The sequence below is a fragment of the Providencia sp. PROV252 genome, assembly GCF_033676005.1.
GTDB lineage: Bacteria > Pseudomonadota > Gammaproteobacteria > Enterobacterales > Enterobacteriaceae > Providencia > Providencia vermicola.
Genome location: NZ_CP096294.1, coordinates 4,427,942 through 4,449,158, shown reverse-complemented (window position 1 = coordinate 4,449,158; position 21,217 = coordinate 4,427,942). Strand labels below are relative to the sequence as shown.

Sequence of the window (21,217 nt, the reverse complement as noted above, 5' to 3'; positions counted from 1 at the left end):
TCTTATTATACGCTTGTGCCGTGATTAAATATTTTGCTTAAGTTAAGTCTTTTATATCATTGCATTTAATGTGGATATAATTAGCTCAAAAATAAAACATACCTATTTTTACGCGAATTTAGTGTTACGATGGATTAATAATATGCGTGATTGATAATATTAATTTACCCAATTTTTACGTTTATTTTTCAGCCAGATATGTTTTACTGCAAAACAGAAACAAATTGGCAAAAAACGGATTATAGTTTACCTATAATCCGTTTCAATAATAAGCATGGCTTGTGACTATAAGATGATTACCACTTAAATGGCACGTTTACTGTTACCGCGGCACCTACATCATTACGTGTTTCATAATCGGTTTTTGAAACCCACACTTTTGCGTCAGTGCTGACATCATTATCAAAGTTATGCCACCAACCGAAATCAACGCCTTTAATGGTTTCAGATTTAGGGAACAACTTGTTGCCATCAAAGTTAGATGTGTTAACTTTTGCATAGACTAAACGGGTACTAACACGGTTGTCATCATCAAGGGTATATTCCACTTTGGTGGTTAACATACGTCCATCACCGCCCATACCGTGGCCAAGTGCTGCGCCTTGTTGGTAGTAACCATTTTTATAGACGCTATGGCGATACATGACTTTGTCTTTGTTCCATTCATGATGCGTATTGGCGCCTTCAATATACCAATTCAGTGGCTGGCCCCACAGCGTGTGATAACCTTCGATACCGCCCATAAAGGCATTTTTCGATGGGAACAAACCTGCTTCATCTTCACCGACCATTTGTCCATAAAAACTAACAGGTAGGTCAATTAATGGGTAGAGTTTTAGTTTAAAGTCTAAACCAGCTAGCTGGTTACCAGGGTCTTTATTTTTATTATCGGTATTATCCCTTCCGCCCATGGCATTCCAGAAAGAATTCCAGTTATTAGGACGGCCATCGCCTCCCCACATCACCACGCGGGAACCGCCGAGTTCGAAGAAGTCGGTTGGATTCATGGTCATGCGTAAACCAATCAGTTTAGTGTTTGGCTGGGATGAGTATTGTTTGATTTGGCCAGCGGTGAGCTGATATTGCCACGAGCCAATCCAAGAAAGCCATGGGGTTTCAAATGGGCTTTGGTCGGCGCGTTGCAGCAAAAAGCCAGTGACAGGGCGGGCGGCATCGGTACGGATTAAGCTGCCGTCGTGACCAGGGCCCCACCATTGTGGGATCTCACCAAAAGTGACCCATTGGTTCCAAATTTTTACACCACCATATGAGCCATTGAGGTTGTAGTCAGAACCATTTTCAACGCGCAGAGCGCGCTCACCATTAGCGGTGAGGTTTAAATCCACATCGTCTGTGCTGTAGTTACCTGAAACGGTGTAACGAATGTCACTTTTTTCACTTTGGGCAAAGCCTTGCGGCATAGAGTTATGGCTAGAGGCAAAGTGCGTTTCCAGTTGAACACTGTTCTTTTTACGGTCTAGGTTTTTCTTAATACGCTGAATAATCGCTTCTTGTTCGCTATTGGTAATATTTGCATTATTCAACGAGCGGGTAATTTCTTCTTGGGAGAGTGGCCAAGTGGATAAGCTAATTTGAATGACGTTACGCTCTGAAAGCCATGCTAAATCACTACGTAAGTTATCATTGGGTAGGACTAATCCCCCCGCCACACTGTGTGCGCTTATTGCGCCTAATACCGCAAGCATTGCCAGCTTGGTAAGCTTGAATTTTTTCATTGATAAATCCGTTTGAAGTTGAGTTCGCCTAATATTGAACAGGTCAATAAAGATAAATAAATTTCTAAAAATTAAACCAATATAAAGTGTAGTGATATTTTGCTTTATTATAAGTATGCTAATTTTAACGGGTGAGCCACCCGTGTTATGTCGAGAAGCAATCATCACAATTAAATTAAGTAAAATAGAATATCAGATTAAACTATTCGGGATAGGAAAGAGTAACTTATTAAAATATATAGCAATGTGATATGTATTAGATTTGTGTGTCTATTATTTCAATTTTATTGAAATTTAATTTTACTTTGTTATTTTAATTTAAAATAAACAGATTAATATTTTGTGAGATGGTTTAGGGTTTATTGCTATGGGAACTCAATATAAGAATATTCTATATTAGGTGCTTATAAATCCATTTGGGGAATAGAAATAAAAAAGCCCTCTATTTTAAATAGAAGGCTTTTGGGAGTAATGTTTGAAATGGCTTAACGGCCGTGCTCAGGTAGCCAGATTTGTAACCTTAGCCCGCCCAGAGGGCTGTCATCGGCTTTCACCCAGCCTTTATGCTGTGTAATCGCAGTTTCAACAATTGCTAAGCCTAACCCTGTACCGCCAGTTTCACGGTCTCGCGCTTCATCGGTACGGTAGAATGGGCGGAAGATATGCTCACGGTCTGCAGGGCTAACACCTGGGCCATCATCATCCACAGTAATCAAAATACCGTTGTTTTCTTCTTTAAAATCAACAGCAATATGGGTATGTGAATAACGCAGCGCATTACGGACAATATTTTCAAACGCACTACCCACCGCTGAAGGATTGCAATACAACGGCCAAGGGCCTGGGTTTGAGGTGATATCGAGCGTTTTGTTCATCTGTTCCGCTTCGAAGCTAGCATCATCTAAAATATCCCCCCAAAGTTCATCGGCTTTGATATTTTCGCGCAGAATTTCATTTTTATGTTGGCTACGTGAGAGCACCAACAAGTCATTGATCATGCTATCTAAACGATGCGTTTCGGTTTCGATGCGCTCCAGCTCTTTACTTTCACCATGGCGACGGCGTAATAGGGCGGTTGCCAGTTGTAAGCGAGTGAGTGGGGTGCGTAGTTCATGTGAAATATCAGAAATTAAGCGCTGTTGTGCACTCACCATGCCATCAAGTGCGCTGATCATCTGATTGAAACTGTTCCCTGCGGAGAGGAACTCTTGAGGCCCAGCTTCCAGTTCAGGGTGCGGCCGCAAATTCCCTTTGGCCACATCATCGGCTGCCATTTTCAGTTTTCGCGCGGGTCGAGCTAAGCTCCAAGATAGCCATAATAACAGTGGGGCACTGATTAACATGGTGGCAATTAAGAGCAAGAATGGCCTATCAAACAATAAGTTAATAAAGTCAGATTGCGGGCTGCTGGCTGGGCGCACTAAATAGAGTTGATAGTGGTCTTCGCCATCACGAATAGAGAACGGCCCGAGAATTTCAGCTCGGCCATATTTTTTCTTTTTGGGGTGATCGGCGTTATCGGATTGACCAATAAAGTTACGGATCACCTGCATTTCACTGGGCATCGCACCAATAACACGGCCTTCACTGGTGACAATAATTAGCCGCTGACCCGGCGGCGCCCATTTTTTGATGGCGTTGGAAATCCGACGCCACCAAAGTAGGTCATTCATGGGAGCTTGTGCGAGTTCGGCTTCAATATGTTGCTCAAGCATCTCCCCTTGGCGTTGTTCACTTTCCATCAGGACGGTGATTTGCCGAGAGTCGAGCTTGGGCACCATCAGTACTAGCATTAGCACTAGTGCGAGGGTAAACCAGAAAATCGCAAAGATCCTTGCGGTTAAGCTGTTGATCATGTGGCAGAAACCATTAAGTAACCACGGCCACGTAAGGTTTTAAACCAAGGTTGGCCATCAGTGCGTTCTGGTAATTTACGGCGCAAATTCGAAATATGCATATCAATAGCGCGGTCAAACGGTGTTAGGCGTTTACCCAAAACTTCTTGGCTAAGGTGTTCTCGTGAAACTACTTGGCCTAAATGTTGTGCTAACAGATATAACAAGGTGAATTCGGTGCCCGTTAAGTCCAAAATTTCATTATCGAAACTGGCTTCTTGGCGACCTGGGTTGAGTTGCAGTTTATCAACTTGCAATACAGGGGTATTGCTGTTGCTATCCTGTGTTTGTTCACTCCAGTTTGAGCGGCGTAATAACGCACGAATACGTGCCACGAGCTCACGGTCATTAAACGGTTTTGGTAGATAGTCATCCGCACCTAATTCCAAGCCCAGTACTTTATCTAACTCACTACCACGAGCGGTTAACATAATGACAGGGGTCTGATGAATTTGGCGCAATTCTTTGAGTGTCTCAATACCATTTTTTTTCGGCATCATGACATCCAATAAAAGCAAATCAATGGATGAGTCAATCTGTTGCAATGCCTGTTCACCATCATAAGCGATGACGACATTGAAACCTTCCATTTCCAGCAGTTCTTTTAAGAGCGACGTGAGTTCACGGTCGTCATCAACTAATAGGATTTTATGCATTTTTTAAGTCCTCCAACTGCCAAAATACGATAACAATCTGTACGATTCCATGACTTTACGTTCTTTTACATGCTCTGACGCTAGTTTGCAGCCACAGGTGTATATTTATTCACATTGAATCACGAGCACAGTTCGGAGACAAGGTGTCAAATGCGAAGAACAACACATAGCAAAGTACATAATACAGTACATAAAACCGCAATGTTAGTTTTAGCTTCTGCATTTGTGTTCGGACCAACAATTGCTTTCGCAGAAGTTTCACAGAACGTTGCGAATGATGAAAGCTCAGTGCCATTAATGTTGCAGATGCAGCCTGAGGAAGTACCTTCGACAGCTCACCAAGTCGTTGTGCCATTTCAGTCACATGACATGTTTAGCAGTGAAGAACGCGCCAGCACATTTATGTTTAATGGTATCACATTAAATGAAAAGCAACGCCAGCAGCTACGTGATTTGATGGCAACGCAGCGCCATTATCGCACTGATAGCACGGCATTAGTGCAAGAGCGTGAAGCGTTACATAAATTAATTATAGCGGATAGCTTTGATGATAAAGCGGTTCGCCAGCAACTTGAAAAAAGAATGCAAAAAGAATTGGAACAACGCGTTGAAATGGCAAGAATTCATCATGAATTATACCAATTATTGACGCCAGAGCAGAAAAGTGAGCTTGAACAGATTCACCAACACAAAATGGCTGAATATCAAGCGATGCAGTTCCAATAAATCAGATTGAGAGTACCCGTAGTTGTAGTTGAGTAAGTAAGTTAATTTCAGATCCTTAATTTTGAAGTAAGTAGTGAAGTAGCAATAAATGAAGTTTTTCCTTGCCATAGACACCATCCCTGTCTTTTATAGCCCCTGTTAGGGGCTTTTTTTTATCTCAAAAATAAATAAATCCTTTATTTATCAATGTGATAATGTTTTCATTAGGCGTCCATAAAAGTCACGAAAAATCATAAGTGTGGACAGTCCGTGGACACTTTGAACGCCTATTAATGCTTAAATACTAATACCCCCATTTAATGGATTTAAGGTAATAGCAAATTGCAAATAATCAGGGGCTAAGTGAGCATAAGCCATTGTCTGTTGAATATTGGCGTGACCTAATATTTGTTGCAGCGCAACAATATTGCCACCATTCATCATGAAGTGACTTGCGAAAGTATGCCTAAGAACGTGCGTAGCTTGACCGTCTGGCAAATCAGGTTTAACAGCTTTTAGTTTCAGCCTGAAACTTTCGTAATCAACATCAAACAATAAGCCGGTTTGCTTAGTTTTTATCTCCTTTTCTAATTCCTCAGAAATAGGAACTATGCGTGATTTCCCATTTTTAGTTTTCAGAAAAGTAACTCGCCCATTTTTTACTTGTTTACTCTGCAGTGTTGCTGCCTCTCCCCACCTTGCGCCTGTGCTCATACAAAATATTGCGATTTTCTTTTCTTCTGATGATAGCTGAGATAGCAATAAACTAATTTCATCATGAGTTAAGAATGTCATTTCAGGCGGTGTTTCTTTGAGAGGTGGCAAGCCGTTAAGTGGATTATCTGCATTAAACACCTCAAGCTTTTTGAGTGTAGAAATCATGCCTGATAAACGATACATATCGCGATTAATAGTCGCTGCACTTGTTCCACTTAGTAACCTATCACTACGATGCTCAAGTAATACTTGTTTATTCAATCTGTTAATAGCGGGGTCACCAAGAAACTTAATTGTTTTTTTAAGTTGTCTTTTCTCTATCGAACCATTTTCAGTTGTTTGGCCATAATAAAGCCACCAAAGTTCTAATAGATCACTTAAAAGCCGCCTATCTGCTTTCGTTCCCGCTTTTTTAGCATTCGCCATTGTGTAACGTTCAAAGGCAATCGCTTCTGATTTTTTATCAAATGTCTTCCTGATCCGGTTTCCTTTCCGCCCAAGAGGTCTAATGTCCACCATGTATCGACCATCATCGGTTTTTTTAATTGGCATATTGCAGCCCTCCGATGTGGCATATTGAATTGTTATCAATCCAATCAAGTAAATCAGTATGTATTGTCAGCCAGTTTTCCGATCTGAGCGGGGTAATATTTGAGCATTTTGCCCATCAGGGGAGAGAGTTGGGCTAATTTGTCCTATTGATTCATTAGTTTTGCCTGTTAGTAGCCATAACGTGTACTTTTCAAATCTGGGGTGGTTTGTGAATTTAACTATTGATGACTCTGTAAGTTGAATCCCTTTAGTTTCATAGTTGTTTAATGAGCCATATGAGATATCTAGCAATTCAGATAGCTCTTTTCTGTTTAGTCCTTCCGCTTCACGTATTAAGCGAATTTTTTCACCAAGGCTTGACGTGTTGGTCATATGTGTCTAATATCCTCTTTAGTTGGTCATATGTGGCTAACTTATATGCGAGTCTTAAAATTGCCTATATAAGCTTTTATAAGCATTCACACAAAGAGGATTATGCAACATGAGCGATAAAGAATCAGCAAAGTATTTACAAGTTCACTATCCAGTGGATGCGGTTCCTTATAAGAAATTCGCTGATCTGATTGGTAAAAGTGAATCAGCAGTAAAAAATATGGTTGAGAGAAATAAGTTACCGCTGATTGTTTGGCAGAATCCAGATCATGAGGGTGATGTTAAAGTCCGTGGTGAAAACTGGATTTATATCCCTGAATTCAACCGTGCAATGCGTGATGCATTTTTGAATAGACCAAAAGAACAACGTGATGCGTGGTTATTATGGGTTGGGCTGTAATATGCAAATATTGCAGCTTAAATCTCATTGCTTTATTTATCGTGGCTTCACGATAAATAAAATACCACGGAATAAATTGCGCCACATTACACGCTATCAAGTTTCACAGAATGAGCAATCATTCGGGTTATTTGATGCAATGGCAGAAGCGACAAAATATATAGATAAACTTTACGGGGTTTAATATGGGTAACACGGCGATGAAAGAAATAGATAATAAAGGCGAGAAAGTAAATACAGCCGAGATTATTAGTTTTCAATCAAAGCTGGCTGATGCCCCTAACATAAAAAGAAAGTCTTATGATCGGTACTCTAATGATGGAGGAACACTCACAGAGCGCACCATAGCGCTGAATAAAGCGGCAGAGCTGAGAGCTCAGTTACTACAATGCCGTAATGAAGAACCAACAAATCAACAATTATCAGGTTTCATTGATTACTTACGTAAACAAGATAAAAGAATATTAGATATGATTTTTCATCTTGCAAATCTAAGTGATAAAAAAGAAATGAGATTTGATGATTTAATTGTTAACGAACAAAAGCAATTTATTAATGCACTCAATCAAATAAAGGCATTAAACGCATTATTGCCAACACATATAGTAATGCCAATCTAATTTAAATTTAGTTATTAAAAAATAATGACGTTTATTCGTCAGGGCTTTTTACAATCAAAATATAGGTAATGAACATGAGAACATTTCCTGATCCAATATTTACCCCTGTAGCAGAAAACATAAAAGCTAACCGAGAAGATGAACGCAAATCAATATTTGACAAATTTTCACATCATCTTGATTCGATTGCACACAAAGCACGTAAAGAAAAAATGACCTCAGATGAAATTATTCAATTAATTCATGATGAGTCTGAGCATTACTCAAATCTGGCTGCGGAGCTGGATCATGTCTAAAGAAATTGACCGCGCTAGCGACCACGAAATGTTAATCCGTGAACAACAAATAAAGGCAATTACTGACCGCCCGCGCGGTGTATCCGCTTTCTTTTGTGAATGTTGCGGAAATCCAATACCTGAAAGCCGCCGTATTGCGTCCATTGGTTGCACTTTGTGCATTGGCTGCCAAACGGTATCCGAACTTAAAAGTAAACATTATCGGAGTGTGTAATGGCAAGGGCGTATTACAACGAAATAGATCCGTATGCTGCGCAATGGTTGAGAAATCTAATTGATGCGGGGCTGATTGCCCCTGGCGATGTTGATGAGCGAAGTATTGAGGAAATAAAACCCTATGAGCTTGAAAAATACACACAGTGCCATTTCTTCGCAGGTATCGGGATCTGGTCACTTGCATTGCGACAAGCTGGATGGCCAGACGATAAACCCGTTTGGACAGGGAGTTGTCCTTGCCAACCTTTCAGCGGCGCAGGTAAAGGAAATGGGACTACTGACGAGCGGCACTTATGGCCAGCGTTCTTCCACCTCATTGAGCAGCAGAAACCTAACACTATCTTTGGTGAACAAGTTGCGAGCACAGACGGACTTGGTTGGCTCGACATTATACAAACTGACTTGGAAGCAGCGGGCTACACCACAGCAGCAATCGATTTATGCGCTGCGGGCTTCGGTGCCCCGCATATCAGGCAACGCTTGTTTTGGGTGGGCTACTCCGACAGCAAGAGCACATGCAGACAGGGGCAACATTCGGAACTCATTCATCAGAAAAGATGGAAAGATAAGGAGCGATACGCTGTATCGACAAATGTGGCTACATGCATTTGGGATGACTGGCAACCCAACCAAGGAGCAGATGAAAAAACTAGAGTCTTACCTGCCGGTTATGGCCTTGAAACTGATGGGATTACCAACATTGTGGGACGAGTGCGCGCCTACGGAAATGCCATCGTCGCGCCAGCAGCGAAAGAGTTCATAAAAGCTTATATCGCTGTTTTAGAGGGGGTTAAGTAATGATGCTTGATCCTATTAATGGCGTTTACATTAGCGGTACTCGCTTCGCTATTCAGCGCCATGTTGATACAGAAAACAATAAAATTATCTGGCGGTTGCTGTCATATAACCGCCGTAATCGTTGTTATAGCCTTGTTTGCTGTCATTCTGATCCGTGGATGCTGGCAATTGATTTAGTTTCTTATCATGTTCAAAACGTTAAAGGGCGAGGCATTAAAACATTAGATGTTTATCGTGAGGCGGTAGATATCATTTCTCGCCGGTGTGAAACCGCGATTAATCTTTTAAGACCTGAAACATTAGGCGGGGCGCTTAATGTCTAAGGTATTAGATTTCACCACGTTACCGCTGACTTATACCGCGGATATGGTATTTCCGTATCCGTGGAATAAGCCAAAAGATAATGATTACTATAAATCCGATATAGAAAGACCGCTTACCCGTGAACAGATTGTTCAGGGGCAAGCGATTTTAAGTGATATTCAAACCTTGCCGCGCGTTCTGCGCTATCGCTATCAAAAACACTATGACAACTTATTAAAAGAAAGTGGGTTACGTAAAGCCTACGACTTTTTATATTACCGTTTTCATGAGCAAATATGGCAAAGATTGCTTGTTATCAATGCACGTTATGAAATTGAAACAAAAGCATTATTAACAATCTCAACTCGTTTATCGCCTGATGTTAGCCAATATAACCGGTTGTTTGATTTGAATGATAAATCGGTGAAAAAGCTTGCTGAAATTATTGCTGCCGGTTTCTCTAATTTGTATGAAACCTATTGCGATAAGTTTACAGAACAGAATAACGGTGATCGTGAAGTTATCTATCAAGATTCAGTACAAACAGAAATTTATGCGCGTTTGGCTGAGTTGGTGAAAGGGTTACATATTGCACCGCTTCATTATAAAGCCTACTGCCGAGTTTTGAAAAATCGCAAAAAAGGCAAAGGTAAACAAAATCTAGAAATTCGAAAAGTGATAGCGGCTGTACAGCGCTTGGTTAATGCAGACTTTTGGTGTCGAAAGTTAAAAGCCCACCGCACGCAATGGCTAGAAGCATTAATGATTGCCAATATGGATGTTTGCCAAAATCGAAACCCATATGCGAGTAAACAAGCTATTCGCGCAGTACAAGCGCAGCGTTTATCGAATATGCAATACCTGCAAGGTATGGATATTCAGGATGTTGAAACTGGTGAGCGCTTTGATTTGTTCGATAAAGTTATGGCGAGTGTTTCAAATCCTGAAATTCGCCGTATGGAGCTTATGGCTCAAATGGCGGGAATTGAACGCGTAGCAAAAGAACGTGGTGATATCGGTATGTTTATTACCATGACTTGCCCGTCAAAATACCACCCAACAAAGCTACGTAAACGTAAAAAAGATGTGATCGCGGTACTTAACAGCAAGTGGAAAAATGAGGCCTACACACCAAAGGACGGGCAGCAGTATTTAGTTAAAGTTTGGTCGCGTATTCGCTCGGCATTTAATGATAATAACATTGATGTTTATGGTGTCCGCGTTGTTGAACCACATCATGACGGAACACCACACTGGCACATGTTGTTATTTGTTGATAAAGCCAGTCGGGCAAAAGCCATTGAGATCATGCGCAAACGTGCATTAAAAGAAGATGGTGACGAAGCCGGAGCACATAAATACCGTTTTGAATGTAAACACATGAATCGCGGTGGTGCGGTAGGCTATATTGCAAAATATATCGCTAAAAATATCGACGGCTACGCCCTTGATGGTGAGATAGACCACGAAACCGGCAAAGATTTAAAAAGTATGGCGGCGGCAGTTACCGCGTGGGCTTCAACTTGGCGTATACCACAATTTCATTTCTATAAACTCCCATCAAAAGGCGCTTATCGAGAGTGTCGCCGTTCTTGTTTGCGTGGTGTTTCTATTGCTGATCAGCTTGGTGAAGTTGCAGAGCGCGTACGTGCGGCAGCAGATAGCGGTGATTTCTTTGAATATGTTATGTCACAAGGTGGCCCATGTATTCGCCGGCGCGAAGAAACAATACGTGTTGCCCGTGAAGTCAGTGATGTAAATGTCTACGGTGAAGATGTTCAGAAAGTTGTTGGTATCTACAACCAATTAAAAGCCGGCGCCCCAGTCATTAAAACGCGCGACAGAAAGTATCAAATCGTCAAGAAAAGCGCCGTTGACGTTGACCTTAATCTTTTAAGAAGCGACAGCGGAGCGCCTCGGAGTCCTGTCAATAACTGTAGATCGCGGATCACATCCAATCTATCAGATGTGCAATTTTACGAGCCTGAGCACGGCTCAGGTGAAGTATGCAACATTAAGGAATACGGTTTTGCGTTTATAGAAACAGATGCTAATAACGCCGCAGGCAGCGAAATATCACAGGGTAATCAGCAAAGACAGATATCAAAAATTGAATTAAGCGAGAGTGATAAAGAAATTCAGTCGGAAATAGTTACTTTTGCCAATGAGGTCGGTATTGATTTCGATATTCCCCACGTTGAAACCATGTTTGCTAAAGGCATGGGAGTTAGTGACGGTAACTATTATCTGAAATTAGACGGGGAACGGCTGAGGTTAGAGTTAACAGAAGATGGAAAAGAGCAAAGAAAACAAGAAATAGCAGAACAAAATAAAGCTAGAAGTCAGAAGTATAAACAACGGTGTGCTGATGTGTTGGTTAGGGTAGGTATCACCAAAAGTTAATTTTGGTTATGTTTAGTTTTTGTTTAATGAATATAAAATTGATTATTTTTTATGTTATAGCGGTATTAATATAACAGATACAGCATATAGTGTTTTATTAATCATTTTTTACTATATATAGTTTATATCTATATGAAAAAGCTAAGAGATATATTAGAAATAATGTGAACAGAGTTGTTTTGTTTGTTGAATTAATCAGCTATAATCTGTCTAAGAAAATGTCTAAATGCATAAAATTGAGAGGAACACCAATGAGAGGGAGATATGAACAGGCTCCTTTATCCTATGTTACTGCGAGGTTGGTGATAAAGGAATTAACCCAGTTGTTTTCAGACCAAAACAAGTTTCTTATCCAAGAAATGAAATTAATAGGTTTTATTTATAGGGAAACAGTTACAGGAAGTAAAATAGAATTCAATTTAAATTCTGACTCACAGAAAGTGGTATCTGAAGAGCTAATACGCACTTGCTTTTTAACTAGTGATAGGCGAGAAGCGGTCCTGTTTGATGATGATGGGATTGAGTTTAGAACCACAAAATATAGACGTTTTGATGATCTGTGTGAATCATTCCAAAAGGTTATGGAGGTTATAACTCAGATAAAGGTCTATAATTCATTGAAAATAGAAGAAGTTGCTTTAGCGTACGTCGATGTCATTGTGAGTGATGGTGTTCATCAGTTGAGTGATTTTTTTCACCATGGTAGTAATATATTACCTTTGAACTTTCTTGATGATGAAGATTGCTTAATCTCCTTTGGTAAAAAAGAGGTAAACAAGGTTTTAAGGCAAAACCATAGAGTGGAGATTTGCTTAGAAGAATTACCTCAAATGGCTAATCAATATGTACCTAAAGATATGGCAGAATTAGAACCACGGTTTCATATGCCGATAGATATACCATACAAGCTAGACCCGCGCCTTAAAGATAAATATGTTCTCGTTTCTACAATAGGTTATGAGCTACATGGAGAAGAAATCAATAGACTAGATGATGGTAATCTATCAGGAAAATCTATTAGAGAATTCTTTTCACAATCACATGAAACATGTAGGAAAGAGTTTAACAAAATCATAAATAAAGAAGTTTGTGATAGAGTTTGGGGTTACATTGAAGATTAGTAAAGGGGCTGATTATGTATTACATAGATTCTAATGATGTTTCTATTTCTAATAGTCAAGCAGAACAACTTGATTTTTATGGGCGTTTAGCTAATAAAATCAATAATGGAGCAGGTTTAACTAAAAATAATGAGAATAGGTTAATAAGAGCTTTTAATGGTAAAAGCAGTCACTGCACGCTATTAAAGGAAGATAATGCTTACGTTCTTGTTACTCAATCTCCTGAAACTAATACTGTTACAACTAGTGATATTAAGGCAGAGCAACAGGTTATTAGCATCAATGATGCGGTTTCTACTTTAAAAAGTAAATTAGGTTTGCCTACATTAGTAATTGCTGAAATGGCTGGAGTGTCAAGGGCTACACTCTATAATCATATGTCTCTGTCGAATGATGTAACATCATTTGAAAGTCAGTATCAAAGAATTTTTGATATCGCAATTTACTTAGAAAAAAACAATTTAACTATAAAAAATGGTTTGAAATCTGTCTTAGTCGATGGAAAAACATTGCTTAGTCATCTAAAAAATAAAAATTTAGAGACTGATATACTGATCTCTTATATTGATCAAGTTGCTGAAAAGTTGACTAAAGTTAAGTTGGCGAAACAACTTTCAATTGAAGAAGAAAGATATTTGTTATCCAACACAAGCTATAGCTGAGTATTGTAATGAATTTAGTTTCTGATTGGGATGTTCAACAATTTACGTGTTTTCCTTGTGATATGTTCAGTCAGGACTTTCTTGAGCATTGCCAACAAGGAATGACACTAAAAAATGAAAGAGAGGTTCCTGTAACTGACAAGATGTTTTTAGTTATAGTGAGCCAAACATGTGACATCTCAAATAATGGTGTTTCTTATATTGAAGGTTTTATTTTCACAAAAGCTAAATCTAAGCAGGTAAAGGACGGTGAACGTATAAAACACACTAGAAATTACCAAAAAATCCTTATTAATGAACCTGTTTCTGGTGATGATAGGTGGTTTCTTATAAAGAAAGATAAACGTTTCTTTCTAGATAAAGACTTACTTATTAATCAATTGGTAAGGGTTGGCAATTCTGGGAAATTTAGTTTTTTAAAAGATAACTGCACAATGTTATTGGAGTGGTTAATAAAATCATACACTAGGGCAGCGTTACCTGACGGATTTAATAAGGCATTTATTGATGATTGCAGAGACAAAGAGCATCCAGTTCATCTGTTTTTGATTCGCAATCGTGAAAATATTCTTGATATATTCGTTTTCTGTACTCCTTTAGATGATGAAGATGCTGAAAGGTACGATGTTACATTCACTGCATTAGTATCATATAAGTGTGATGATGATACAAAGGAAAGTTTAGCGGATGAATTTAAAGCCATACTGGAAGAGATGTCGAGAGAGTCTAGTAAGCTAAATCTACTACAGCTAGGAGGGGGCGCCTTAGATGAAGTTATCCATGAAGGGGCACTTATGGATTTTGTACTTTCAGCTGATGAGTTTACTAAGAAGGATGAGTATCTGACTCATCGTTTGAATCTTGATTTTATATGCTTTATGAGTTCTGGAAGTGAATAATAGTTAGCTTATGAATTATCACTTCAATTTTTTAATTTTGCCGCCAACCTTGGCGGTTTTTTATTGCCTAAAATAACCTCACAATTTCGCATCAAGTTGCACAAATTTAACGTTAGCCGATTTGCTACTCCGTGCCTGTATTGGTGCGGGTTTTGGTGATCGGCACAACTGCACAAAAAAGCACACCTTTTGTGTGCGGGCGAGGCGGGGGAGCAATCGCGCGCAATGGGTTGTAGGTGGGGTTGTTTTTTCGCACGTTTGAGGCATAAAAAAAGGCGCTTTTTTGCGCCTGTGTGGGGTAGGTTGGTGCGTTTTGATTTAAAACGAGGCTAGCTATAAGTAATAATTGAAAGCGGTGTGATAGCGTACAGCTTGATACAGAGGAGAAGTATTTTTATCTTTCTATCACTTGCTACCTAGGGCATCTAACAAAGCGTACGTATTGAAGCGTACAACCTCTTCGCCTAGCCATTCATTGATTGACTTCAAGCTTTCAATGATGGGGGATAATTCATTGATAGAAAAGACTTTAGCGGCTTTTTCTATATCACCAAAGTTACTTGAGCCACTTGGCACGATACCCATAAGTTGAGGGGGCACGCGGTGCATGGCGAGCAAGTCATCGCGGGTTGTATCTTTCACGCTCATAAATTCATCTTTCGCCGCGATTTGGCTAAATGGTAATATTTGAATCCCGTCTTTCTTACCGCCGGCAGCGTAGACAAAGAGATTTTTAAACGCACCGCCTTGCCGTGATTTCTGCAACGATTCTTTTAAATCATTGACACCGTTGGGATCGGCGAGGGTGTCATTTAGATAAACAATCACACCGGCATGCGAACCATTTTCATAATAGTTAACACGAAAGGTTGTGGCTGAACGATTGAGCGTAGCGGAGATTAGACCAGCAAGATATTCAGGTAGACCATAGATTTCTTGGTTTATGTCTGGATTGATTAAGTGAAACACATCACCGCGTTTAAACTCGTGAGCGTCACGAAAGTTTTGAACAAAAAAATAGTTATCCAGGTCAACACCACGGCGAGTATATTTAGCCGGTGAGCGTTTTAGCTGCAGTAAACCGCCCAGGCGATTAATGCGCTTCTCAAAGTAAGCATTACCGAATACCAGGTAATCCAATACATAAGCGCTCATTTCTTTATAGGTCAGTGCCTTATGTGGAATAAAGCAACTCATTATCACATTACGCTTAAAAAATAGCGGCGATTGGTGATGTACTGCAGAATGAAAGGCGCGCGCAATGCCGTAAAAATCCAGCGGTGTCTCATACCACTTGCCATTTTTGGCACACTCCATGCAATCCAGTAAATCATAGGTGCCCATAATGGGTATGGGGTTATCAAAAGTGAATGCGGCACATTGATTTTCAGCAGGTAAGTTTGTTGTGTTGGTGACAACGGGTAATTCAGTTTCCATTTAAAACTCCGATATGCAGGAACCTTCATTTGCAGTTTCACTGCCAATAGGTTCGCCATATAAAACATTCATGATTGACCAGGCAATATCGCCGTGATCAACGCCGCGTGTTCTTTCCGATACGTAGGTAACAATGCCGCCTGGTGTGATTACCTTTTTAATTGTCATAAACGATGAGGCAATGTGTTGTGCGCCGGCATCATATTCAAGGCGACCATTACGAATTAACATTTGTGTTTTGAGGACCATTAGCCGTTTAACCGGTGCGGAGTAACCAATCATGGTTGCTGCGGGATAGAATTTCTTAACCAACTCATAGACGGCTTCACCCGTCCCGCCAGTTCCGTCAATCGTGATCCCGATAACGTTATAGCGCAGTGTTAATTTTTTGATTTCTTCGGCTTGTTTTTCAAAGGCCATACCACGAAAACGCAGGGCTTCAATGACTCGCCATTTACCGCCCGTGACTGCAGGTGGAGAAAGAACGGCTATCCCTAAGCCGTCACCATTGCCACCAGTGCCTGTTGGGTCAGCACCGATATGTACCGGTTTATTGCCAAGAGGGCGGTTGGTATACGGTTTCCAATCAGGCCAAACTTCACGGTTATACCCGTCAACACCTCGTGCAATCAGGGCGTTGTAATCAAAGGCTCGTTCACCGGCTTTAACAAACTGGCAGTTATACAGGTTTTCAAAATCATCAGGGGTATTTTCGCTCTCGATTTCTTCCAGGGAAACCAGGTCAAAGCCAGAGTTAAGCGCATCATGAATCGTAACGATTTGACGCCAGATATTATCACCGCCTAACTGCCCGTTTTTTAATGTTTTATGGCTGGTATCAATAAGGATTTTTTTACTTTCAGTACGTGCATTATTGAAGAAATCCCCCGTCCAGAACGGATAGGCTTCGTGTTCTTCTGACGAGGGCGTCGAAAAGTAAGTACGGCGTAAACCAATTTGCGTTGCCATTGCTGCAGCGACTTTACGCAGTTCCATAAAATTCGCTGTCCAAAAGAACTCGTCAAAATGGAGATCACCAGTGTATGACTGTGCGGTAGCCGCCGATGTGCCAAGGAAAAACAGCGTTGCACCATTGGCTAAAATAATTTTATCGCCGCCTTTTAATTCAACGCCGACAAGCCGTGCGAGGGCCTGAATGAAAACTTTAAATTGCAATGCCTGGGCGCGGCTAGCCGATAGAAATATTTGGTTATTACCAGTTTCTAGCGCATGAATTAATGCTTCCCTGGCAAAATACCAAGTCGCCCCGATTTGCCGTGACTTTAAAATCATCCGGTTACGGCGGTGTTTTTGTTTGTACCATTTCTTTTGATGTTCATAGAGTGAATCCAATACGAGGTCGCGCAATTGGTCTATTTGCTCATCGGTGAAATGGTTTTTCGGGGTTTTCGGTTTCTTTTCTGTTTCGTGCTGCTCATTCGATTTGTTAAAGCGTTCTAGTTGACGCCCTAAAAAATCAATGACTTTGAAATCATGAGCGGTCAAATTCTCTTTTGACATTAACCGCAATATACGGACATGGGTTTCACCGCTAAGGCGTTGCATTACCTCGGTTTCATCCCATTTATCCCGCCGGCGCCATGAATAAATAGTATTCGCACTCACATTTAAGTGAGTGGCAATTTGTGAAATGCTGTAGGCCTGCCAGTAGAGGCTTTTCGCTTCCTGTCTCGGATCGCGTAATGAGTCTGTCATCATGTATCAACTTTCCCACATCGCGCGCGTAGTCCTCCACGGTTTTAACTTGTCACATTGACACGACAAGGCAAAGGTTTTGAATCATAAACAATCACTTGCGAAGATATAAGCACACAGAATTGTCGCTATCTTCGGAGTAAAAACCCAATGCCAAAGGACAATAAAACACTACAAGTCATCGTCTGTACGGAGGGTGGAACGCTTAACGGCTTTGCTGTATCGCGTGACCAAATCCAGCAGATGGCGGACAACTACAGCCCGCAACTTTATGCTGCACGAATTAACTTAGAACACATCACCAGTATTTTCCCTGATAGCCAATGGCGCCATTTTTCCATGGTCGATTCCGTTCGTGCTGTTGAATTGGAAGATGGGCCATTAAAAGGGAAATTAGCCTTAGAAATTACCGCGACCATTGATCCCGTAAAAGACGCTGGATTATTAGCGCTTAATCAAAGTGGTCAAAAAATCTTTTCCAGTATCGAGTTTTTACCGGATTGCCCGAATGATGCCGCAAAAGGGGCTTATCTGACAGGTGTTGCGTTAACAGACACACCAGCGGCATTTGGTACGCAAGTTATCAAACTGAGTAACCGCGAACGTGGCTTACCAGATGATGCAAACAACACGTATACGGCATCCCTGGAAACCGTTGTAAAGCTAACTGCAGCAGCAGTGAAAGATAAAACTGATAAGCAATCATTATCAGAGCAATTCTTGGATGGGCTAAAGAAAGTATTAGGTATTCAGCGTGATACGGCGTCACAAGAAATTTCAGCTCTCAGAGAGGGGATTAACCTCACGGCAACAACGTGTGCCAATGCGTTAAAAGAAGTGGAAGCGCTAACAGCGAAAAATGAAGCTCAAGCGGGTGATATCAGCAAACTTACGCAGGAAATTGAAGCCCTGAAAACGCAATTGAGTAACACAGATGCGGGCGGTGAACAACGTCAACTTTCCACCGGTAACGGCGGGTTTGTTCAGTCTGAGTATTAATTAAACCCGACTATTAAGGAATGGCCTCAATGTCATATACACCAGAAGTGCAAAAGGCGTTTTTATCCTATTTAGATAATCAAGCGCGTCTAAATCATACTGTCAGAACAGATGATAAGCTGCAGTTTTCGGTTGATCCGTCTGTACAGCAAAAAATTGAAAAAGCGGTGATGGAAAATCACCCATTTCTAAAAGAAATCAACTCATTCGGTGTCACCGAGCAAAAAGGCGAAACGATTTTAATCGCTGTAAATAAGCCTATCGCGGGTCGCAACACCTCGACAACTGATCGCCGTGAACCACAGTCAGTACATGATTTAACTGCAAATCGATATTCATGTGAACAAACCAACTTTGACACCATGATTTCTTATACGCAGTTAGATGCCTGGGCGGGGCATCCTGAGTTTCAGAATTTGATTAATCAGCAAATTTTACAGCGTGAAGCCTTAGACCGTTTGATGATTGGTTTTAACGGTGAGAAATGTGCGCTGAAATCTGACCGTAACACCTACCCATTACTGCAAGATGTCAATATTGGTTGGCTGCAATTAATGCGTGAACGTGCGCCACAACGTGTGATGAAAGGTATCACCCTGACTTCTCGTGATGAGGACGGGAAAATTATCACAAAAGGGCAATATGCCAATATTGATGCGCTCGTTTTCGATGCTGTGAATAGCTTACTTGATCCGTGGCACAGACAGGCCGTGGGGCTTGTTGCAATTGTTGGTCGCCAACTGGTCACACAGAAAAACTTCAAAGTTATCAATCAGCACAGCCAGCAAAATCCAAATATGGAACTGCTCGCCGGTAATGAATTGTTAAAACTCAGTGCCTTGGGGGGCATTCCGACGGTTCAAGTGCCTTATATGCCTGATGGTGCGGTATTTATCACGACCATGAAAAACTTATCGCTGTACTGGCAGAAAGGGAAGTTAACCCGCTTTATCAAAAATGAACCGGAATATAACCGTATTGCAACTTATGCACAAAGCAATGACGGCTATGCGGTTGAAGATTACGGCTTAGGTTGTCTGATTGAAGATATTACCTTTGCTGGTGCTAACAGCGGCGAGTAACAGTAAAACCACCGGTGTCATTGTGGCACCGGTATTTTAACGGGGAGCGTGCAATGGAACAACTCACACCGGCGCAGAAACACTGGCGCCACGTCATGGCAGAACGCCGAGGCGATGAACAGACAACCGAAAACATGACGGCATACGAACAAATTTTACATCGTTTACGTCACGACCAAACCCGACTTAGCAATATTCAAGGTACGGAATTTAAGGTTGAGTATAAAAAAACAATACTTGAACAGTACGAACCTTGGATTGACGGCGTGTTATCTGCCAATACAGGGCAATCAGACGAAGTTTTTACAACGCTCCTTGTTTGGCAAATTGATTGTGAAAACTATGACCGTGCGCTTGATATGGCTGATTACGTTCTCGCCTATAACTTGCCGTTGCCAGAACGTTATAGCCGCACACCGGCAACGATGGTGATTGATGAAATTTGTGATAGAGCGCTGACGCTGTTTGCGGCGGGTGTTGATAAAGAAAAATTAATTTCTATCAATGTATTAGAGCGTTTAAGTGGGCTAACTAAATCATACGATGTGCCTAATGAAGTTCGGGCAAAACTCTATAAATCATTGGCTTATACATTGCGTTTAAATGATGACATTAACGACAAGTCACGGGCGGTTGAGCTGATGCAAAGCGCAGTGTTACTGCATGAAAAAGTGGGTGTTAAGCGTGATATTGAATTACTGCAGCGAGAAATCAAAAAAATCACAGTAAAACAAGATGATACTCCACCACAAGAGCCTGTCATTGCCGAAAATCCAGAGCCTAAAAAGGCGGCAGTGAAGAAAGCCACCACGAAAAAGACAACAACGACACGGAAAAAAGCCGCGTCTTAACCGAATGCACCCCCGTGTGCCACGGCGGCACGGTGAAACAGGGTAAATAACGTTGTTTCATCGTCCACCGCCGTTTTTTATTGAGGTGACCGAATGAACGGGCTAGTTGCTAAGAAAACCATTGCGACAACAGATGAAACCATCGATATCAATGACCAGGGCGAAACGGTTAAAAGCATCCCTTTTTACCCTGAGATTAAGCTTTCAGATCTCCGATGGGCGATGCGTATCAATGGCACAGTCACAACTGCCAGGCTAAAACATGCCACCACGAATTCGGTTATCTATGTCAATAATTTATTAAGTCACTGGCAAAGTCAGCAAGCGGTTGATGCATTGGAAAAAATACCGTCACCGCCCGTGAATAACGAAACTAATCATACCTTTTTGTATCGTCATGCGGTGTACAGCTACACCAAAGCGTACTTGATTGAAAACTATCGTGATATTGACACAACGCGAGATGGTGAAAAGCACGCCGAGGCATTGAGCACGCAAATTGATGATTTAAAACGTGATACCCAAAATGCGATCCGTGATTTGACTGGCGAGAAACGCATGATTGCGGAGTTAGCGTAATGAAAATTCAGGCACATCAAGGCGATACCGTAGATTTGTTGTGCTTCCGCTATTACGGGCGAACACACGGTGTCGTTGAGCAGGTTTTAGAAACTAACCCGGGGTTGTGCCTGACAACTGAATTAAATGCGGGTCAATGGGTTGATATGCCCGACATTACCGAGCCTAAACAGAAAGACATTATTCAATTGTGGGATTAGGG

At 41.2% G+C, this 21,217-nt stretch carries 23 protein-coding genes; 16 read left to right on the top strand and 7 right to left on the bottom strand.

The annotated features are described in order from the left end of the window. Nucleotides 1-296: 296 nt before the first annotated feature. From M1F05_RS20680 to cpxR, 3 genes are all read right to left on the bottom strand, one after another. On the bottom strand, nt 297-1,736 hold the full coding sequence (locus M1F05_RS20680; RefSeq protein ID WP_206085849.1) for a capsule assembly Wzi family protein: 1,440 nt from the start codon (nt 1,734-1,736) through the stop codon (nt 297-299). Between the two features lie 485 nt (nt 1,737-2,221). Next, nucleotides 2,222-3,592 (bottom strand): envelope stress sensor histidine kinase CpxA, encoded by a 1,371-nt coding sequence (gene cpxA / locus M1F05_RS20675; RefSeq protein WP_047756819.1) that lies wholly within the window; start codon nt 3,590-3,592, stop codon nt 2,222-2,224. After that, on the bottom strand, nt 3,589-4,287 hold the full coding sequence (gene cpxR / locus M1F05_RS20670) for an envelope stress response regulator transcription factor CpxR (protein ID WP_206085856.1): 699 nt from the start codon (nt 4,285-4,287) through the stop codon (nt 3,589-3,591). Before cpxR ends, cpxA begins: the two co-directional genes overlap by 4 nt. A gap of 150 nt (nt 4,288-4,437) precedes the next feature. Between cpxR and M1F05_RS20665 the strand changes: the two genes are divergently transcribed. Further along, a complete protein-coding gene (locus M1F05_RS20665) occupies nt 4,438-5,013 on the top strand; it encodes a Spy/CpxP family protein refolding chaperone (RefSeq protein WP_206085858.1) in 576 nt (191 codons plus the stop codon). A 276-nt stretch (nt 5,014-5,289) separates the two neighbouring features. Here the strand turns inward: M1F05_RS20665 and M1F05_RS20660 are convergent, their stop codons facing one another. Together M1F05_RS20660 and M1F05_RS20655 are read right to left on the bottom strand one after the other, a co-directional pair. Further along, a complete protein-coding gene (locus tag M1F05_RS20660) occupies nt 5,290-6,261 on the bottom strand; it encodes a tyrosine-type recombinase/integrase (RefSeq protein WP_071548760.1) in 972 nt (323 codons plus the stop codon). Between the two features lie 66 nt (nt 6,262-6,327). Next, nucleotides 6,328-6,633 carry a helix-turn-helix domain-containing protein gene (locus M1F05_RS20655; protein ID WP_206085860.1) on the bottom strand — a complete coding sequence of 102 codons (306 nt, stop codon included), beginning with the start codon at nt 6,631-6,633 and terminating at the stop codon, nt 6,328-6,330. Nucleotides 6,634-6,742: 109 nt separating this feature from the next. Between M1F05_RS20655 and M1F05_RS20650 the strand changes: the two genes are divergently transcribed. The 10 genes from M1F05_RS20650 (at nt 6,743) to M1F05_RS20605 (ending at nt 14,351) form a co-directional block, all read left to right on the top strand. Beyond that, entirely contained in the window at nt 6,743-7,033 is a 291-nt protein-coding gene (locus M1F05_RS20650) for a Cox family DNA-binding protein (RefSeq protein WP_206085861.1), read from the top strand. 185 nt (nt 7,034-7,218) lie between these two features. Next, the gene (locus M1F05_RS20645; protein WP_206085862.1) at nt 7,219-7,653 is read left to right on the top strand and encodes a DUF5347 family protein; all 435 of its coding nucleotides are present in this window, start codon (nt 7,219-7,221) and stop codon (nt 7,651-7,653) included. A gap of 74 nt (nt 7,654-7,727) precedes the next feature. Continuing rightward, the gene (locus tag M1F05_RS20640) at nt 7,728-7,949 is read left to right on the top strand and encodes a DUF2732 family protein (protein ID WP_206085864.1); all 222 of its coding nucleotides are present in this window, start codon (nt 7,728-7,730) and stop codon (nt 7,947-7,949) included. Continuing rightward, nucleotides 7,942-8,163 (top strand): TraR/DksA C4-type zinc finger protein, encoded by a 222-nt coding sequence (locus M1F05_RS20635; protein WP_206085866.1) that lies wholly within the window; start codon nt 7,942-7,944, stop codon nt 8,161-8,163. The genes M1F05_RS20640 and M1F05_RS20635 overlap by 8 nt, the downstream gene beginning before the upstream one ends. Then, on the top strand, nt 8,163-8,963 hold the full coding sequence (locus M1F05_RS20630) for a DNA cytosine methyltransferase (protein ID WP_206085868.1): 801 nt from the start codon (nt 8,163-8,165) through the stop codon (nt 8,961-8,963). The genes M1F05_RS20635 and M1F05_RS20630 overlap by 1 nt, the downstream gene beginning before the upstream one ends. Next, a complete protein-coding gene (locus M1F05_RS20625) occupies nt 8,963-9,286 on the top strand; it encodes a DUF5405 family protein (RefSeq protein ID WP_094961855.1) in 324 nt (107 codons plus the stop codon). Before M1F05_RS20630 ends, M1F05_RS20625 begins: the two co-directional genes overlap by 1 nt. After that, on the top strand, nt 9,279-11,669 hold the full coding sequence (locus tag M1F05_RS20620; protein ID WP_206085870.1) for a replication endonuclease: 2,391 nt from the start codon (nt 9,279-9,281) through the stop codon (nt 11,667-11,669). The genes M1F05_RS20625 and M1F05_RS20620 overlap by 8 nt, the downstream gene beginning before the upstream one ends. A 251-nt stretch (nt 11,670-11,920) precedes the next feature. Then, nucleotides 11,921-12,790 carry a TIGR04255 family protein gene (locus M1F05_RS20615; protein ID WP_206085872.1) on the top strand — a complete coding sequence of 290 codons (870 nt, stop codon included), beginning with the start codon at nt 11,921-11,923 and terminating at the stop codon, nt 12,788-12,790. A 14-nt stretch (nt 12,791-12,804) separates the two neighbouring features. After that, a complete protein-coding gene (locus tag M1F05_RS20610) occupies nt 12,805-13,452 on the top strand; it encodes a hypothetical protein (protein WP_206085874.1) in 648 nt (215 codons plus the stop codon). Between the two features lie 8 nt (nt 13,453-13,460). Further along, the gene (locus tag M1F05_RS20605; protein ID WP_206085875.1) at nt 13,461-14,351 is read left to right on the top strand and encodes a hypothetical protein; all 891 of its coding nucleotides are present in this window, start codon (nt 13,461-13,463) and stop codon (nt 14,349-14,351) included. A gap of 405 nt (nt 14,352-14,756) precedes the next feature. Here the strand turns inward: M1F05_RS20605 and M1F05_RS20600 are convergent, their stop codons facing one another. Both M1F05_RS20600 and M1F05_RS20595 read right to left on the bottom strand, forming a co-directional pair. Next, a complete protein-coding gene (locus M1F05_RS20600) occupies nt 14,757-15,788 on the bottom strand; it encodes a phage portal protein (protein ID WP_206085877.1) in 1,032 nt (343 codons plus the stop codon). After that, nucleotides 15,789-17,507, bottom strand: a complete 1,719-nt coding sequence (locus M1F05_RS20595; RefSeq protein WP_206085879.1) for a terminase large subunit domain-containing protein — start codon at nt 17,505-17,507, stop codon at nt 15,789-15,791. Nucleotides 17,508-17,654: 147 nt separating this feature from the next. Here M1F05_RS20595 and M1F05_RS20590 point away from each other — a divergent pair, with 147 nt between their 5' ends. The 5 genes from M1F05_RS20590 to M1F05_RS20570 all read left to right on the top strand — a co-directional run bounded on the left by M1F05_RS20590 (nt 17,655) and on the right by M1F05_RS20570 (nt 21,215). Continuing rightward, complete coding sequence (locus M1F05_RS20590) at nt 17,655-18,503, top strand: GPO family capsid scaffolding protein (RefSeq protein WP_206085881.1); 849 nt, start codon at nt 17,655-17,657, stop codon at nt 18,501-18,503. A gap of 29 nt (nt 18,504-18,532) precedes the next feature. Next, complete coding sequence (locus M1F05_RS20585; RefSeq protein WP_206085883.1) at nt 18,533-19,585, top strand: phage major capsid protein, P2 family; 1,053 nt, start codon at nt 18,533-18,535, stop codon at nt 19,583-19,585. Between the two features lie 53 nt (nt 19,586-19,638). Further along, nucleotides 19,639-20,436, top strand: coding sequence for a phage terminase small subunit (gene gpM, locus M1F05_RS20580; protein ID WP_206085885.1), 798 nt, complete (start codon nt 19,639-19,641; stop codon nt 20,434-20,436). A 93-nt stretch (nt 20,437-20,529) separates the two neighbouring features. Beyond that, the gene (locus M1F05_RS20575) at nt 20,530-21,015 is read left to right on the top strand and encodes a head completion/stabilization protein (RefSeq protein WP_206085893.1); all 486 of its coding nucleotides are present in this window, start codon (nt 20,530-20,532) and stop codon (nt 21,013-21,015) included. Next, entirely contained in the window at nt 21,015-21,215 is a 201-nt protein-coding gene (locus M1F05_RS20570) for a tail protein X (protein ID WP_206085895.1), read from the top strand. The genes M1F05_RS20575 and M1F05_RS20570 overlap by 1 nt, the downstream gene beginning before the upstream one ends. The last annotated feature ends 2 nt before the right edge of the window (nt 21,216-21,217 follow it).

Excerpts from the sequence above, each read along its gene's own strand:
- M1F05_RS20625 (WP_094961855.1), top strand. The coding sequence starts at position 8,963 with ATGATGCTTGATCCTATTAATGGCGTTTACATTAGCGGTACTCGCTTC.
- M1F05_RS20610 (WP_206085874.1), top strand. The coding sequence starts at position 12,805 with ATGTATTACATAGATTCTAATGATGTTTCTATTTCTAATAGTCAAGCA.
- M1F05_RS20665 (WP_206085858.1), top strand. The coding sequence starts at position 4,438 with ATGCGAAGAACAACACATAGCAAAGTACATAATACAGTACATAAAACC.
- M1F05_RS20620 (WP_206085870.1), top strand. The coding sequence starts at position 9,279 with ATGTCTAAGGTATTAGATTTCACCACGTTACCGCTGACTTATACCGCG.
- M1F05_RS20600 (WP_206085877.1), bottom strand. The coding sequence starts at position 15,788 with ATGGAAACTGAATTACCCGTTGTCACCAACACAACAAACTTACCTGCT.
- M1F05_RS20605 (WP_206085875.1), top strand. The coding sequence starts at position 13,461 with ATGAATTTAGTTTCTGATTGGGATGTTCAACAATTTACGTGTTTTCCT.
- M1F05_RS20650 (WP_206085861.1), top strand. The coding sequence starts at position 6,743 with ATGAGCGATAAAGAATCAGCAAAGTATTTACAAGTTCACTATCCAGTG.
- M1F05_RS20635 (WP_206085866.1), top strand. The coding sequence starts at position 7,942 with ATGTCTAAAGAAATTGACCGCGCTAGCGACCACGAAATGTTAATCCGT.
- cpxR (WP_206085856.1), bottom strand. The coding sequence starts at position 4,287 with ATGCATAAAATCCTATTAGTTGATGACGACCGTGAACTCACGTCGCTC.
- M1F05_RS20645 (WP_206085862.1), top strand. The coding sequence starts at position 7,219 with ATGGGTAACACGGCGATGAAAGAAATAGATAATAAAGGCGAGAAAGTA.
- M1F05_RS20680 (WP_206085849.1), bottom strand. The coding sequence starts at position 1,736 with ATGAAAAAATTCAAGCTTACCAAGCTGGCAATGCTTGCGGTATTAGGC.
- cpxA (WP_047756819.1), bottom strand. The coding sequence starts at position 3,592 with ATGATCAACAGCTTAACCGCAAGGATCTTTGCGATTTTCTGGTTTACC.
- M1F05_RS20660 (WP_071548760.1), bottom strand. The coding sequence starts at position 6,261 with ATGCCAATTAAAAAAACCGATGATGGTCGATACATGGTGGACATTAGA.
- gpM (WP_206085885.1), top strand. The coding sequence starts at position 19,639 with ATGGAACAACTCACACCGGCGCAGAAACACTGGCGCCACGTCATGGCA.
- M1F05_RS20590 (WP_206085881.1), top strand. The coding sequence starts at position 17,655 with ATGCCAAAGGACAATAAAACACTACAAGTCATCGTCTGTACGGAGGGT.
- M1F05_RS20570 (WP_206085895.1), top strand. The coding sequence starts at position 21,015 with ATGAAAATTCAGGCACATCAAGGCGATACCGTAGATTTGTTGTGCTTC.
- M1F05_RS20640 (WP_206085864.1), top strand. The coding sequence starts at position 7,728 with ATGAGAACATTTCCTGATCCAATATTTACCCCTGTAGCAGAAAACATA.
- M1F05_RS20615 (WP_206085872.1), top strand. The coding sequence starts at position 11,921 with ATGAGAGGGAGATATGAACAGGCTCCTTTATCCTATGTTACTGCGAGG.
- M1F05_RS20630 (WP_206085868.1), top strand. The coding sequence starts at position 8,163 with ATGGCAAGGGCGTATTACAACGAAATAGATCCGTATGCTGCGCAATGG.
- M1F05_RS20595 (WP_206085879.1), bottom strand. The coding sequence starts at position 17,507 with ATGATGACAGACTCATTACGCGATCCGAGACAGGAAGCGAAAAGCCTC.
- M1F05_RS20655 (WP_206085860.1), bottom strand. The coding sequence starts at position 6,633 with ATGACCAACACGTCAAGCCTTGGTGAAAAAATTCGCTTAATACGTGAA.
- M1F05_RS20575 (WP_206085893.1), top strand. The coding sequence starts at position 20,530 with ATGAACGGGCTAGTTGCTAAGAAAACCATTGCGACAACAGATGAAACC.
- M1F05_RS20585 (WP_206085883.1), top strand. The coding sequence starts at position 18,533 with ATGTCATATACACCAGAAGTGCAAAAGGCGTTTTTATCCTATTTAGAT.